This window comes from Streptomyces sp. Da 82-17 (genome assembly GCF_046098215.1).
Lineage (GTDB): Bacteria > Actinomycetota > Actinomycetes > Streptomycetales > Streptomycetaceae > Streptomyces.
Map to the genome: position 1 here is coordinate 45,318 of NZ_JBJURH010000008.1, position 14,238 is coordinate 59,555.

16 protein-coding genes and 2 tRNA genes are annotated in these 14,238 nt (G+C 71.6%); 15 read left to right on the plus strand and 3 right to left on the minus strand.

The window, feature by feature from the left end:
- Positions 1–116: 116 nt before the first annotated feature.
- The 4 genes from ACIDOF_RS15700 (at position 117) to ACIDOF_RS15715 (ending at position 3,885) form a co-directional block, all read left to right on the plus strand.
- A complete protein-coding gene (locus ACIDOF_RS15700) occupies positions 117–605 on the plus strand; it encodes a hypothetical protein (protein ID WP_409006473.1) in 489 nt (162 codons plus the stop codon).
- Between the two features lie 165 nt (positions 606–770).
- The gene (locus ACIDOF_RS15705) at positions 771–2,054 is read left to right on the plus strand and encodes a glutamate-5-semialdehyde dehydrogenase (RefSeq protein WP_409006474.1); all 1,284 of its coding nucleotides are present in this window, start codon (positions 771–773) and stop codon (positions 2,052–2,054) included.
- Positions 2,055–2,108: 54 nt separating this feature from the next.
- The gene (locus ACIDOF_RS15710; RefSeq protein ID WP_409006475.1) at positions 2,109–2,711 is read left to right on the plus strand and encodes a hypothetical protein; all 603 of its coding nucleotides are present in this window, start codon (positions 2,109–2,111) and stop codon (positions 2,709–2,711) included.
- A gap of 73 nt (positions 2,712–2,784) precedes the next feature.
- Positions 2,785–3,885: a hypothetical protein gene (locus ACIDOF_RS15715; protein ID WP_409006476.1), complete on the plus strand. Its 1,101-nt coding sequence runs from the start codon at positions 2,785–2,787 to the stop codon at positions 3,883–3,885.
- Here ACIDOF_RS15715 and ACIDOF_RS15720 read toward each other — a convergent pair.
- Positions 3,882–5,015, minus strand: coding sequence for a M48 family metallopeptidase (locus tag ACIDOF_RS15720; protein WP_409006477.1), 1,134 nt, complete (start codon positions 5,013–5,015; stop codon positions 3,882–3,884). The two genes, ACIDOF_RS15715 and ACIDOF_RS15720, sit on opposite strands and share 4 nt — an antisense overlap.
- A 143-nt stretch (positions 5,016–5,158) precedes the next feature.
- Here ACIDOF_RS15720 and ACIDOF_RS15725 point away from each other — a divergent pair, with 143 nt between their 5' ends.
- From ACIDOF_RS15725 to ACIDOF_RS15755, 7 genes are all read left to right on the plus strand, one after another.
- The gene (locus ACIDOF_RS15725; protein WP_409006478.1) at positions 5,159–5,344 is read left to right on the plus strand and encodes a hypothetical protein; all 186 of its coding nucleotides are present in this window, start codon (positions 5,159–5,161) and stop codon (positions 5,342–5,344) included.
- A gap of 180 nt (positions 5,345–5,524) precedes the next feature.
- A complete protein-coding gene (locus ACIDOF_RS15730) occupies positions 5,525–5,689 on the plus strand; it encodes a hypothetical protein (RefSeq protein WP_409006479.1) in 165 nt (54 codons plus the stop codon).
- Between the two features lie 49 nt (positions 5,690–5,738).
- Positions 5,739–6,365: a nicotinate-nucleotide adenylyltransferase gene (nadD, locus tag ACIDOF_RS15735; protein WP_409006480.1), complete on the plus strand. Its 627-nt coding sequence runs from the start codon at positions 5,739–5,741 to the stop codon at positions 6,363–6,365.
- 16 nt (positions 6,366–6,381) lie between these two features.
- Positions 6,382–8,148, plus strand: a complete 1,767-nt coding sequence (locus tag ACIDOF_RS15740) for an LCP family protein (protein WP_409006481.1) — start codon at positions 6,382–6,384, stop codon at positions 8,146–8,148.
- Positions 8,149–8,288: 140 nt separating this feature from the next.
- A complete protein-coding gene (rsfS, locus tag ACIDOF_RS15745) occupies positions 8,289–8,729 on the plus strand; it encodes a ribosome silencing factor (RefSeq protein ID WP_409006482.1) in 441 nt (146 codons plus the stop codon).
- Complete coding sequence (locus ACIDOF_RS15750; protein WP_409006483.1) at positions 8,726–9,397, plus strand: histidine phosphatase family protein; 672 nt, start codon at positions 8,726–8,728, stop codon at positions 9,395–9,397. The genes rsfS and ACIDOF_RS15750 overlap by 4 nt, the downstream gene beginning before the upstream one ends.
- A gap of 106 nt (positions 9,398–9,503) precedes the next feature.
- Positions 9,504–9,576: transfer RNA gene (locus ACIDOF_RS15755), tRNA-Ala, on the plus strand.
- A 108-nt stretch (positions 9,577–9,684) separates the two neighbouring features.
- Here ACIDOF_RS15755 and ACIDOF_RS15760 read toward each other — a convergent pair.
- Positions 9,685–10,542, minus strand: a complete 858-nt coding sequence (locus tag ACIDOF_RS15760; protein WP_409006484.1) for a helix-turn-helix transcriptional regulator — start codon at positions 10,540–10,542, stop codon at positions 9,685–9,687.
- Positions 10,543–10,645: 103 nt separating this feature from the next.
- Here ACIDOF_RS15760 and ACIDOF_RS15765 point away from each other — a divergent pair, with 103 nt between their 5' ends.
- From ACIDOF_RS15765 to ACIDOF_RS15775, 3 genes are all read left to right on the plus strand, one after another.
- The gene (locus tag ACIDOF_RS15765) at positions 10,646–12,088 is read left to right on the plus strand and encodes an MFS transporter (RefSeq protein ID WP_409006485.1); all 1,443 of its coding nucleotides are present in this window, start codon (positions 10,646–10,648) and stop codon (positions 12,086–12,088) included.
- An 87-nt stretch (positions 12,089–12,175) separates the two neighbouring features.
- Positions 12,176–12,409, plus strand: coding sequence for a hypothetical protein (locus ACIDOF_RS15770; RefSeq protein ID WP_409006486.1), 234 nt, complete (start codon positions 12,176–12,178; stop codon positions 12,407–12,409).
- Between the two features lie 3 nt (positions 12,410–12,412).
- Positions 12,413–12,646, plus strand: a complete 234-nt coding sequence (locus ACIDOF_RS15775; RefSeq protein WP_409006487.1) for a hypothetical protein — start codon at positions 12,413–12,415, stop codon at positions 12,644–12,646.
- Here ACIDOF_RS15775 and ACIDOF_RS15780 read toward each other — a convergent pair.
- Positions 12,625–13,908, minus strand: a complete 1,284-nt coding sequence (locus ACIDOF_RS15780; protein ID WP_409006745.1) for a glycosyltransferase 87 family protein — start codon at positions 13,906–13,908, stop codon at positions 12,625–12,627. The genes ACIDOF_RS15775 and ACIDOF_RS15780 overlap by 22 nt on opposite strands.
- Before the next feature lie 239 nt (positions 13,909–14,147).
- Here ACIDOF_RS15780 and ACIDOF_RS15785 point away from each other — a divergent pair.
- Positions 14,148–14,220, plus strand: a tRNA-Ala gene (locus ACIDOF_RS15785).
- The last annotated feature ends 18 nt before the right edge of the window (positions 14,221–14,238 follow it).

A 14,238-nucleotide genomic window follows, 5' to 3' on the forward strand; every position in this document is an offset into this window, starting at 1 on the left:
AAAAAGCCCACGGAAAGCGCCCCGGCCTGGTCAACTTTGATGCGGGGCAATTGTTTGCGGGGCAGTGTTGCGGACGGGGCAGGTCCGCACGACGAAGGCAGAGCAGGAGGCCGCCGGTGAGACGAGCGCGCCCTGGGGCGGCGTCCCGAGGCGGGGAGCGGGCCCTGACCAGCGTCAGGACGGGCGACGGCCCCGCGGACCCGGACGAGCGGACCGAGTCGACAGCGCAGCGGTCCGAGCAGGAGCGGCCGGCGCCGGCCGACGAGCCGCGCCTGTGGCACGTCACGCTGAGCGTGTCCGGCCCGGCGACCCCGCTCCCGGACATCAGGCGAGGCCTCGAACAGCTCGCCCACGACCACCCGTTCCTGCTGACCAGCAGGTACGCGAACGACCACGCGGAGATCCGGTACTGGGAGGAGGCCCGTGACCTCCACGACGCCGCCGCCGTCGCCCTCCGGCTCTGGGGCGAGCACCGGCAGACCGCGCAGCTGCCGCCGTGGGAGATCGTCGGCCTCGAGGTGATCGACCGGGACACGTACCACCAGCGCATCGCCGAGGGCTACGGCCCACCCCCTGCGGCACCCGTGGGCGTCCACCCTTTCTGACCCGCGTCCCCCTCCCGAACGACCCGGCGCCGATCGAATCCGGCCGAGATCGGGAGGAGGACTCCCCGAACGGTGAGTCCGGGCCCCCGTGACCGGTCTCAAGGGCCGTCTCGCAGTACGAAACACCCGCCGAAGCGCGGAACCCGCCCGGATACCCTTTCGGACATGACCTCGCTCTCCCCGTACGCCGACATGTCCCCGGTCGCCCAGGCCGCCTACCGCGCCCGCGCCGCCGCCGCGGACATCGCGCCACTGCCGCGGGCCGCCAAGGACGACGCGCTGCTCGCCATCGCGGACGCCCTGGAAGTGCGGACGAAGGAAATCGTCGAGGCCAACGCCGAGGACATCGCCAAGGCCCGCGCCGCCGGCACCAGCGAGTCGATCATCGACCGCCTCACCCTCACCCCGGAGCGCGTCCGCGCCATCGCCTCCGACGTACGGGACGTCGTGGCCCTGCCCGACCCGGTCGGCGAGGTCGTGCGCGGCTCGACCCTGCCCAACGGCATCGACCTGCGCCAGGTCCGCGTCCCGCTCGGCGTCGTCGGGATCATCTACGAGGCCCGCCCCAACGTCACCGTCGACGCCGCCGCCCTCTGCCTCAAGTCCGGCAACGCGGTGCTGCTGCGCGGCTCGTCCTCCGCGTACCACTCCAACACCGCCCTCGTCCGCGTCCTGCGCGACGCCGTCGGCGGGGCCGGGCTGCCCGCCGACGCCGTGCAGCTAGTCCCCGGCGAATCCCGGGACTCCGTGCGGGAGTTGATGCGCGCCCGCGGCCTCGTCGACGTGCTGATCCCGCGCGGCGGCGCCTCCCTCATCAAGACCGTCGTCGAGGAGTCCACGGTCCCCGTCATCGAGACCGGCACCGGCAACTGCCACGTCTACGTGGACGCCGCCGCCGACCTCGACATGGCCGTCGACATCCTGATCAACTCCAAGGCCCAGCGCCCCAGCGTCTGCAACGCCGCCGAGACCCTCCTGGTGCACGCCGACATCGCCGAGGCCTTCCTGCCCCGCGCCCTCGACGCCCTCGCCCAGGCCGGCGTGACCGTCCACGGCGACGAGCGCGTCCAGGCGTACGGCGAGAAGTCCGACGCCACCGTCCTCCCGGCCACCCCCGAGGACTGGGAGACCGAGTACCTCTCGTACGACATCGCCGCCGCCGTCGTCGACTCCCTCGACAAGGCCGTCGAGCACATCCGGCTGTGGACCTCCGGGCACACCGAGGCCATCGTCACCACCTCGCAGCAGGCCGCCCGCCGCTTCACCCAGCTGGTCGACTCCACGACCGTCGCCGTGAACGCCTCCACGCGGTTCACCGACGGCGGCCAGTTCGGCTTCGGCGCCGAGATCGGCATCTCCACGCAGAAGCTGCACGCCCGCGGCCCGATGGGCCTGCCCGAGCTGACGTCGACGAAGTACATCGTCACCGGCGACGGCCACACCCGCTGAGCCGTATTTCCTTACGCCCTGCCCAAATTGACCCCCCAGGTCTACTCTGGACCCGTGCCGGAGGACGTGGGGGGCACGCCGTCAGGGGACGGCCGGGAGCCCGACGACGACCGCGACCACGGACGTGCGGACGAGGAGTTCGCCGCCGTGGTCTTCGACGAGGACTTCGTCCGCTCCGCCGCCTTCCACGAGCCCAGCGCCGTCGAGCGCCTCCTCGCCGCCGCCCAGGCCCGAGCCGAGGCCGAACACCGCCGCGACGCCTTCGACGGACCCGACGGCCGGTACGGGGACGACTACGGACACGAACCGGACCGCGACGATCCGTACGCCGCGTACGGGCACGAGTACGGGCAGGGCCCCGGCCAAGGCGGCTGTGTCGTGCACGGCTCCGCCGGGCCCTGCGCCGAGTGCGGGGAGACCGGCGCGGGACGGCGCGCGCCGGGGCGCTGGCACCGGCCCGTCGCCTGGGTGCTCGCCCTGGTCATGGGCATCGGCATGGTCGCCCTGGCCTTCACCGCCGTCTACCGCGGCAACTCCTCCAGCCGCCAGGATCCGGCGCCCCCGCCCGCCACGACCGGCGTCGACGGCGGCCCCGCCACACAGCCGGGCCCGGCCGTCCCGTCCCTCCCCGCCGAACGCCCCGCGCCCGCGCCATAAGTTCTTTGTGCCTGGGGGAAGTTGACGCGCAGCGGTGCGTTTACCCGGGCCGCCGGAGACCTACCCTGAAAGTATGGCCGGGCCTGGAGACCCACCTGAGGGCACACCCGAAGGCACACCAGAAGGCGTCCCCGGTGGAGGCGAGGAAGAGTACCGATCCGTCGTCTTCGACGAGTCGTTCGTACGCGCTGCCCGCCTCCAGGAGTTCTCCGCGCGTGAGCGGGTAGGGGAGCACGCCCCGGCCGTGCGCCGCCGCCCCGCCGCTGCCGCGGCCACCGGCACCCGCTCGCTGCCCCGGCAGGCCCTGCTGCTGGTCTTGCTCATCGCGATCGCCTTCGGCACGGCGGTCTTCATGGGCGTACGCAACCCGGCCCCGCCGCCGCGGCACCGGCCCGCCGACCCGCTGCGGACGACCGTCGTGCCGCTCGCCCCGCCCGGGGCCGTCCCCGGCACGCAGGACGTCGCCGAGCTGTTCGCGCGCAGTCCCGCCGCGCAGTTCAAGTCCGGGGCCGCCGGGATCGCGCTGCCCGCCGCGCGCCGCACCGAGCACTTCTCCGACAGTCAGGTGCTGACGGCCCTGACCACCGCCAAGGACTACCTGGTGGCGTCCTCCCTCGACCCCGACGCGCTCACCGGCGGCGACGTGCGTTCCGCGCGGATCCTGCTCGACCCGGACCAGCTGGACCAGTTCGACCGCAGCATGTCCCGGCCCGCCGCCGACGGCAGGCACGCCGCGACCGGCTGGGTCGTCCGCCTCGACCCGGAGCGGACCGAGCTCGCTGACCCGCGCATCCGCGTCCAGGGCAGCCTGCGCGCGGCCGAGATCAACGCCGAGCTCATCGACGTGACCTCCGAGCACACCTTCGTCTACGCCGTACGCCCCGCGGGCGGCGCGGACGAGCGGGCCAGCCTGTTCACCGTCCGCCGTGAGCTGCACTTCCGCTTCGACCGCGAGGATCTGCAACGCCAGCGCGCCGAACTGCTCACCTCGCACCTCCAGGCCGGGCCGCTCGCCTGCGCCACGCCTTCCGCGGACCGGCTGCGGCCGCTGCACGCCGGGCAGACGGCGAAGCCGGGCGGACCCGCGGGCACCGACCCGTACGCGAGCGGCCCGCGCAGCACGGCCCTGTGCGGGACCCTGGCGCCGTCGGCGCGGCCTTCGCCTCGGGCCTAGCGGCCGTTCCGGTCGCCTCCGGTCCCGTCGCCGTCGCCGTGGGTGTCACCGTCACCGTCGTGGTCGCGGCTGCTCGCCGCTCCGCCCGGGCCGTTCTGGCCGCCGGCGCCCGTGAACCTGTCCCGCAGCTTCCCGCCCAGGTCGCCCGCACCGCCCGCGATGTCGGAGACCAGCTTCATCAGCGGGTCCTTCGACGTACGGACATCGCTCGCGTAGCTCGACGCGGACTGGCGGAAGGAGTCGGAGACCGACGTGTCCTTGTCCTCGTTCCGCTTCGGGTAGTGGCCGTCCATGATCCGCTGGAAGTCGCGGGACTCGGACCAGCGCTTCAGCTCGGCCGCGCGCACCGTCGTGAAGGGGTGCGAGCGGGGCAGCACGTTCATGATCTTCAGGACGGAGTCGCGCAGGTCGCCGCCCGCCTCGTACTCCTCGGCCTGCTCCAGGAACGCGTCCACGTTCATCTCGTGCAGATGGTTGCCGCCCGCGATCTTCATCAGGCCGCGCATCGACGCCTGCAGGTCCTGTCCGACGAGCAGACCCGCGCGGTCCGCCGACAGCTCCGACTTGCGGAACCACTCGCGCAGCGCCGTCACGATCGCCATGATCGCGACGTTCCCCAGCGGGATCCACGCCACCTTCAGCGCCAGGTTGGTCAGGAACAGCAGGATCGTGCGGTACACCGAATGGCCCGACAGGGCGTGCCCCACCTCGTGGCCGACGACGGCGCGCATCTCCTCCTCGTCGAGCAGCTCCACCAGGCCCGTCGTGACGACGATGATCGGCTCGTCCAGGCCGATGCACATCGCGTTCGGCTTCGGGTCCTGCGTGACGTACATCGGCGGGACCTTCTCCAGGTCCAGGATGTAACAGGCGTCGCGCAGCATGGTGTTGAGGTGCGCGAACTGGGCGTCGCTCACCCGCACCGAGTCCGACAGGAACAGCAGCCGCAGGCTCCGCTCCGGAAGCAGTCCGCTGAGCGCCTTGAAGACGGTGTCGAACCCGCTGAGCCGGCGCAGGGCCACGAGCGCCGAGCGGTCCGCCGGGTGTTCGTACGCCCGTGAGGAGATCCCGGGGAAGCGGCGGCGCTGCCTGCCGGGGAGGTTCTCGTGCTGTCCGTTGTTCTCGGTCATGTGGCCCCCAATTTTCTGCGGCTGGTCCCGCCCCCGAGGAACGTCCAGCCTATGCGTTTCGGTTCCGCCGTGACGGGGGCACATCGGCGCACTTTCCGGCACGGGCTACCGTGGCCGGGCAGCACACCGAAGGAGTACGCGCCATGGAGCACGCCCCCACCGCCCTGGTCACCGCCGTCGAGCTCGCCGCGAAGGACCAGGGGCCGGGCAACACCCTGCGCATCGTCCTCGTCGCCTCCCTGATCGGCGCCGCCCTGCTCGCCTGGCTGCTGCTGCGCGGCTACGGCAGGGGCGCGGACGACCACGGGGACGAGCGCGACGACGCCTGAGACGGGGCCTGTGACGAGGCCTGTGACGACGCTTGAGACGAAGCCGGTGACGACGCTTGAGACGACGCCTTTCCGTTCCGGAACGCCCTCAGGGGCGGAGTCGGCGTGAGCGTCCTGTAGGGGCCCGCATACGATGTGCGGGAAGTCTCGAGCCCGCCACCCGGATAGGTCCTGCCGACGATGAGCCTCCACACCACCACTGCCCAGCTGGTCACCCTCGCCTCCGGCGGCGGTGAGCACGTCGACGAGCACGCGAGCATCAGCCCCTACCTGACCGGTGGCGGCGCCCTCGTCGCGCTGCTCCTCCTCCTCTGGATCACCACCCGCTTCAACCGCGACCGCTGACCCCTGCCGCCGACCGGGCACTTGTCCTGGGCCGGTAGGGTCTGCACGCATGGGAGAGCAGGACATGCCTACCGGCCCGTCGATCTCGGGCAAGCGCCGTCTCGGCGTCATGGGCGGAACGTTTGACCCGATCCACCACGGACACCTGGTGGCCGCCAGCGAGGTGGCCGCCCAGTTCCACCTGGACGAGGTCGTCTTCGTGCCCACCGGGCAGCCGTGGCAGAAGAGCCACAAGGCCGTCTCCCCGGCCGAGGACCGCTACCTCATGACGGTCATCGCGACCGCGGAGAACCCGCAGTTCTCGGTCAGCCGCATCGACATCGACCGCGGCGGTCCGACGTACACGATCGACACTCTGCGCGATCTGCGCGCCCTCAACCCCGACACGGATCTGTTCTTCATCACCGGTGCCGACGCACTCGGGCAGATCCTCACGTGGCGGGACGCGGAGGAGCTGTTCTCCCTCGCGCACTTCATCGGCTGCACCCGACCGGGCCACCACCTGTCCGACGACGGCCTTCCCGAAGGCGGCGTCTCCCTGGTCGAGGTGCCCGCCCTCGCGATCTCCTCGACGGACTGCCGCGCGAGGGTCGCCAAGGGCGATCCCGTCTGGTATCTGGTGCCGGACGGCGTGGTGCGCTACATCGACAAGCGCGAGCTGTACCGCGGCGAGTGAGCCGAGAGGGGCACCGGTGAACGACCGACAGCACGACCCTTACGACCCGTACGCCGGCCAGTACGAGGTCGTCGGCTACGACGAGTACGGGCAGCCGGTGTACCAGCAGGTCGCCCCCCAGCAGGCCCCACAGCCCCGACAACCCCCGCAGCAGCACCAGTACGACCCGTACGCCGCCCAGCAGCAGCCCCAGGGCTACGGCTACGACCCGTACGCCGAACAGCCCGCCTACGACAACAGCCCCTACGGGCAAGGTGGTTACGGCCAGGGCGGCGGCTACGGCGGCGGGCAGAGCGGTCAGGGCTACGAGCAGCGCGGTCAGGGGCACGAGCAGGGCGGCCCGGCTTACGAGCAGGGCGGCCAGGCGTACGAGCAGGGGCCGGGCGCCGGGTACGACCCGTACGGGCAGGCCGCCGCAGGTGCCGGGCAGGTCGCCGCCGGGGTTGGGCAGCAGCGCGTCGAGGAGCAGACCGCGTGGGTGCCGCAGCAGCGCCCCGAACCGGTCGCCGAGGAGCCGCGCGGCGCCGAAAACGCCTACCGCACCGAACAGTTCCAGTTCGTGGAGGACCCGGACGACGAGTCCGAGGACGTCATCGACTGGCTGAAGTTCACCGAGTCACGCACCGAGCGCCGCGAGGAGGCCAAGCGCCGCGGCCGCAACCGCGTGATCGCCCTGGTCGTCGTCCTCGCCCTCGCGCTGACGGGCGGCGTCGGCTACCTCTGGTACGCGGGCAAGCTGCCCGGACTCTCCGGCTCGGAGGGCTCGGGCCCCGTCGCGGACGGGCCGCAGAAGCGCGACGTGATCGTGCTCCACCTGCACAACACGAAGCAGGGCGGCACCTCCACCGCCCTGCTCGTCGACAACACCACCACGCAGCAGGGCTCCACCGTGCTGCTGCCCAACTCCCTGTCGGTGACCGACGACGACGGCGCCGCCACGACGCTCGGCAAGTCCGTCGACGAGGACGGCGCGGGCGGCACCCGTGAAGCCATCGACTCGCTCCTCGGCACCAGCATCGAGGGCACCTGGCGGCTCGACACCCCGTACCTGAACAACCTCGTCGAGATCGTCGGCAACATCGAGATCGACACCGACGCGAACGTGCCCGACCCGGAAGCGAAGAAGAAGGGCGAGGCGCCGCTCGTCAAGAAGGGCGAGAAGCAGACCCTCAGCGGCCCGATGGCCGTCGCCTACGCCACCTACCGGGCGCCCGGCGAGACCGAGACGGCGCAGCTGAAGCGGTTCGGCGCGGTCATGCACGGCGTGCTGCGGAAGATCTCCAGCGACCCCGACGCCGCCACGACGACCGTGAAAACCCTCACTCAGATCCTCGATCCGTCCCTCAAGGAGAACGATCTGGGCGCCTCGCTCGCGAAGCTCGCCGAGCACGCGAAAACCGGCGCCTACAAGACGTCGGTTCTGCCGGTGCAGCCCGACGGCACCCTCACCGACCAGGCCACGGAGGCCGTGGTGAAGGACGTGCTCGGCGGCAAGGTCAAGAACCCCGACCAGGGCGACACCGTCCGCATCAGCGTCTCCGGCACCAAGCAGTCCGTGGCGAGCGCCCGTGTCGACCTCGTCAACGGCGGCTGGGCCGTCGTCCAGGGCAACGCGCCCGCCGGCACGGTCTCGCAGGTCACGTACGCCGACGCCGCGCAGAAGGCGCAGGCCGTCGAGGTCGCCAAGACCCTCGACCTGCCGAGCAGCGCCGTGAAGAAGGGCAAGGTCGCCGCGAACGCCGACGTCGGCGTCGTCCTGGGCGCCGACTACAGCGCGGGCTGACCCCGCCCGCACCGCCCCCGTACCGCCTCGGGGCCCGGCTGCACACGCGCGTGCAGCCGGGCCCCGAGTAATCGTTTGAAGGGCTGTCCGCGGTCCGTGAGACCCTTGACGGGAACTGACCGCCTAAAGAAAGCCTCGTAGTGACCGCGACGGACCGCTCCACCGAGCTCATCAACGTTGCCGCGCAGGCGGCCGCCGACAAGCTCGCGCACGACATCATCGCCTACGACGTCAGCGACGTCCTTGCCATCACGGACGCCTTCCTGCTGGCCTCCGCGCCCAACGACCGCCAGGTCAAGTCGATCGTCGACGAGATCGAGGAGCGCCTCAACAAGGAGCTCGGCGCCAAGCCGGTGCGCCGCGAGGGCGACCGCGAGGCCCGCTGGATCCTCCTCGACTACGTGGACATCGTGGTGCACGTCCAGCACAGCGAGGAGCGCGTCTTCTACGCCCTCGAGCGCCTGTGGAAGGACTGCCCCGAGCTCGACCTGCCCGAGGACGCCAAGGCCACCCGCGGCAAGGGCGCCGAGCACGCCGAGCAGCAGGCCGCCGACGCGGACGCCGCCGGGGACTTCCGGTGACCTCCCAGCGCTCGTTCCTGAACGCATCCGGCGGCCGTGGCCGCCGCCTCATCCTGTGGCGGCACGGCCAGACGTCCTGGAACCTGGAGCGCCGCTTCCAGGGCAGCACGGACATCGAGCTGACCGACGAGGGCGTCGCCCAGGCCCGCCGCGCCGCCCGGCTGCTCGCCTCCCTGAAGCCGGACGCCATCGTCGCGTCCGACCTCAAGCGCGCCGCCACCACGGCGGCCGAGCTGTCCACCCTGACGGGCCTCGACGTCTCCCACGACGCGGGCCTGCGCGAGACCTACGCCGGGCACTGGCAGGGCCTCACGCACGACGAAATCATGGCCCAGTACGGCGAGCAGTACGCGGCGTGGAAGCGCGGCGAGCCGGTGCGCAGGGGCGGCGGCGAGCTGGAGACCGAGGTCGCCGACCGGGCCGCGCCCGTCGTCCTCGGGCACGCGGACAAGCTGCCCGACGGCGGCACCCTCGTCGTCGTCAGCCACGGCGGCACGATCCGCACCACGATCGGCCGGCTGCTCGGCCTCGAACCGCACCACTGGGAGAGCCTCGGCGGCCTCTCCAACTGCTGCTGGTCGGTCCTCGGCGAGGGCGCCCGCGGCTGGCGGCTCCTCGAGCACAACGCGGGCACGCTGCCGGAGCCGGTCCTCGGCGACGACACCTGAGCCCCGGCTCGGTCCCGCCGCAGGCGGCCACGGACCCGGATTTCACTTTCCGGCAGGTCGCAGGCTAAAGTTCTTCTTGTTCGCCCGCCGAGCGGGAAGAACACCAGGGGCTATAGCTCAGTTGGTAGAGCGCTTGCATGGCATGCAAGAGGTCAGGAGTTCAATTCTCCTTAGCTCCACAGTCACCGAAATCCCGTCCCCACCAGGGGGCGGGATTTCGCGTTGTGCGGGTTCTTGTACGGGGCGTTGTGCGGAGTGTTCTGTGGGGCGCCGCGCGGGGCGGCGGGTCAACGGCGCCGGTTCGCGCGCAGTGCCGCCGTACGGGACCGGCTCTCCTCGTCGGCCGGGGTGTACGCCACGATCCGGCACTCCGGCATGCCGTTGATCGACAAGGACACCGACGTCATCCGTATCTCGCCGGCCCGCTTGTGCCGGAAGGTCTTCACACGCGGACCAGGCGTCACCACATTCCCGCTGCGCCACAGCTCCGCGAAGTGCGGGCTCGCGGCGGACAGGTCGCGCACGAAGTCCTCCCAGAGCGGCTCGCCCACGTGCGAGCCGTACGCCTGGCGCAGCTGCGCCACCATCATCGGCAGCTCCGTGTCCCGGAACATCACCGGGCACTCCGACTCGTCGAGCGTGAACAGCGCCCACAGCGTGTTGTGCACACCGAGGGAACGGACCGCAGGAGTGTCGAACAGGTCCAGATAGGCCGGGTTGGTGGCCAGGACGTCGTACCGCGCGTTGTAGACCACCGCCGGGTGCGGGTCCAGGGCGTCGAGGATGCCCTGGATCTCCGGGCCCACCCGGTCCGTGGCGGGGCCCCGCGGCGGTACGTACGCCACCTGGGCCAGCTGGTAGAGGTGCTCGCGCTCCGTCTCGTCCAGGCGGAGCGTGCGCGCCACGGCGTCCAGGACCTGGGGCGAGGCGTTGATGGGGCGGCCCTGCTCCAGCCACGTGTACCAGGTCACGCCCACGCCGGAGAGCTGCGCGACCTCCTCGCGGCGCAGGCCGGGAGTGCGGCGGCGCAGACCCGGCGGCATCCCCACGTCCGCCGGCGTCACCCGGGCACGGCGGCTGCGCAGGAACGCGGCCAGCTCGGGCCTGCGGCGCTGCGCGCCCACTGTCTCCGTCACGGTCGTCACATCCCCCAGGATCGAACGCGGCTGATGCTGTTGCCAGGTGCCGTCAGTACCCGTATCAGCGGGCTCTCGTGAGGCGCGGGCGCGGGCGGGCACGCTCGCTGCCATGACGACAACTGCTGTGCCCAGTAAAGACCTTGGCACTGACAACGCTGCCCCGGCCGGTCCGCGCAGACTCCTCGCGGTGGTGCTCGCCGCCCAGTTCATGGCACTGCTCGACGTCTTCATCGTGAACGTCGCGGCCCCCACGATCCGCGCCGACCTCGCCGCCTCCGGGGCGGGCCTGCAGCTCGTGGTGGCCGGTTACACCGTCGCGTACGCGGTGCTCCTGATCACCGGGGCGCGGCTCGGGGACCGGTTCGGGCACCGCCGGACGATGCTCGCGGGGCTCGCGTTCTTCACGGCCGCCTCACTGGCGTGCGGACTCGCCCAGAACACCGGGCAGTTGATCGGCTTCCGGCTCGCCCAGGGCGCCGGGGCCGCGGTGATGATTCCGCAGGTTCTCAGCCTGATCCAGCGCAACTTCATGGGCCACGCGCGCGTGCGGGCGCTCGGCGCGTACTCGGCGGTGCTCGCGGTCGGCGCCGCCGCGGGGCAGGTCGTCGGCGGTGTCCTCGTCGCGGCCGATCTGTTCGGCACCGGCTGGCGGCCCGTCTTCCTCGTCAACGTGCCGATCGGGCTCGTCCTGCTCGCGGTCGGCGCCCGGGTGCTGCCCCGCGACTCCCGCGCGGAGGCGGACCGGGGCTTCGACCTGCCGGGGCTGTTGCTGCTCGCCGCCGCCGTATCGCTGTTCACGGTTCCGCTCGTGCTCGGCCAGGAGCAGGACTGGCCGCTCTGGTCCTGGTTGTCCCTTGCCTCAAGTGCCTTGTTCCTGACGGCGTTCGCCGCGTACGAGAGTCGGCTCGCGGCGCGCGGGGGCGCGCCGTTGATCGCACCGCGCGTGTTGCGGATTTCCGGAATCGGCCCGGCGGTTGTGCGGATCCTGCTCGTGATGGCGGTCAACGCGGGCTTCCTGTTCGTGGTGACCCTGCACTTCCAGGCCGGCCTCGGGCACAGCGCGCTGCGGACGGGGCTCACGTTCGCGCCGACGGCCCTGGTGTTCGGCGCGGTCGGTCTGACCTGGACGCGCTGGCCGCAGCGACTCCAACGGGCCCTGGTTCCGGCCGGGTTCACGATCGCCGCGGTGTCCGGTGCGGCCGTCGGCCTGCTGCTGCGCGACGGCTCGTTCGGCGGGCCGTGGCTGTACGTGGCGTTCGCGGCCGTCGGCATGGGCCTCGCGCTGGGCTACAGCCCGTCCCTGACCGGGGCTCTGGGGCGCGTGCGGAAGGAGGACGCGGCGGACGCCAGCGGGCTGCTCGCGACCGTCACACAGCTCGGCCAGCTCGTCGGCGTCGCCGCCTTCGGCAGCCTCTTCCTGGACCGCCTCGCGGTCGCGGGCGCGGCCTCCGCCCGGCAGGGTTCCGCCGACGCCCTTCTGGTCGCCTGCCTGGCACTTGCGGTGACCGCGCTCCTGGGCGCCGTGTCCGGACCGGTACGCGCGCGCCGCTGACCCATCTGGCGGTCCGTGGCAGAATCGGGCGGGCCGGAAGGGGGCTGCACGACCGGCGAAGGGCGCCCGACGGGAGGGAGAAGCGCGATGCCTGCGAGCATCCTCGAGGAGGTCAACGACCTTCTCGACGTGGCCGAGGCGCAGGGCTACGACTGGTTGCCGGAGTACGCGCTCCGCTTCACCTGCCCCCCGTGCGAGTGCCCCGCTCTCCCCACTTCCCTCAACTGCCCGTCCTGCGGTTCCGCCCACGTCGCCCAGGTTCTCGGCGACAACGGCGGGATCTCCTACGTGTGCACGGCCTGCGGCCACAGCTGGAGCTGATCGATGGGTGCACACAGGCGGAAGTGCGACTGGTGCGGCAGTGGTACGCCGATCGTCCGCGACATGGAGCCGGTCAACTCCTCGTACCAGTACTGGTGCGAGGAATGCGCGCGGGCGCTGATCATAAAAGGCGACCCCATCGAGACGTACCGCGAACTCGAGGGCGAACCCATTTACGGCAGGCTCCTGGACGAGCACTGCACGTTGAAGCGTTTCTATTCGTTCGCCAGAGCCTGAGTCCGGGGTTCGGTCCGCCCGGTGACACGCTGCTGTTCGGGCATCTGCACGCGCGCGTGGTGCCGGTTTTTCCGCAGGCGCAGGGCGACCCACGCGAGGAACGCGAGCCCGGCCAGTGTGTAGCCCGCCGAGAGCGTGAACTGCCAGGCGTTCTGGTCGAGTTCGGGGCGTGAGGTCTCGCTGCCGCCGGCGTGCGGAACCCACCACAGCGCGAACGAGAAGAACAGCACGGCCATCCCGACGCTCCCGGCCCGGAGCCACGCACTGCCCGTACGACGCGTTTCCGCGGCGAGCAGGATCAGCACGGTGACGATCCACACCCAGTGGTGCGACCAGGAGATCGGGCTGATCAGCAACGCGGTCACGGCACAGGACATGACCGCCCAGGCGGTACGCGCGCGCAGCAGCGAGACCACCGCCACAGCGAGCCCGGCCACAGCGACGACAGCGGCCGCCACGGTGTACGCGGCGCCCGGGTCGGCGGTGTGCAGCAGCCGCGCGAGGACACCGCGCAGCGACTGGTTCGCGGTGTCCTCGGCCTGGCCGGGCCGACCGGCCGCGAACACCATCTCCGTCCAGAACCGCTTCGAGTCGTACGGAAGGACCAGCCAGGACGCCGCAGTGACCGTAAGGAACGTGACCGTCGCGAGCACCGCGCGGCGCAGCCACACGTTCCACCACCGCTGCCCCGCCCGAGCCAGTCGCACCGCCTGGACGACACCGGCGAGGGCCAGCATGACGGCGAACAGCGCGGGCGTGAGCTTGATCGCGGCCGCGATGCCGATGCCGACGCCGGCCCAGCGGTTGCCGGGGCGGCGGGTCAGGTCCCACAGCACCAGGAGCGCGAGCAGGAGATTGATCTGCCCGTACCGCAGCGTCGTCCACACCGGCTCGCACCACACCAGGAGAGCGGCAACCCACAGGGCGGTCACGAACCGCTGCGAGCGGCGCTCGACACCGACGAGGCGCAGCGACAGGTGCACGACGCCGAGAACGAGAAGGAGGTTGAAGCCGGTCGCGAAGGTGCGCATCTCCGGGACGGCGAGCAGCGTCAGCGGCGTGAACAGCAGGGCGGCGAACGGCGGGTACGTCGTCGGCAGCTTGTGGACGGTGGCTTCCAGCGCGTAGAGATCGCCGCCGTTGCGGACGGTCCAGCCCTCCGCGCGGTAGACCATCACGTCCAGGAGCGTGACTCCGGCGAGGCGCTGTGCGACCCAGAAGGCGGTGAACGACGCCAGACAGATCAGCAGGGCGACCAGCAGCCGGCGTCGGCCGGGGCCTGCCGCGGCACTGTCCGGACGGGCCTCCGCGTCGTGTCCGGCCCGGTCCTGCTCGGGCCGTTCGTCGGTGTTCGCGGCCGCTCGTCCCTGTGTGGTCACGCGTGCCGAGAGTACCGGGTGGGACGTCTTCGCCGGTGGGGCGGACAAACGATTTGGTGCTCCGGTGGGGTGACCGGTACTGTTGTCGACGTCGCCGAGGGAAACCCCGGGGAACACCGCAAGGGGCTATAGCTCAGTTGGTAGAGCGCTTGCATGGCATGCAAGAGGTCAGGAGTTCAATTCTCCTTAGCTCCACAGAAGTTGGAGAGCGGG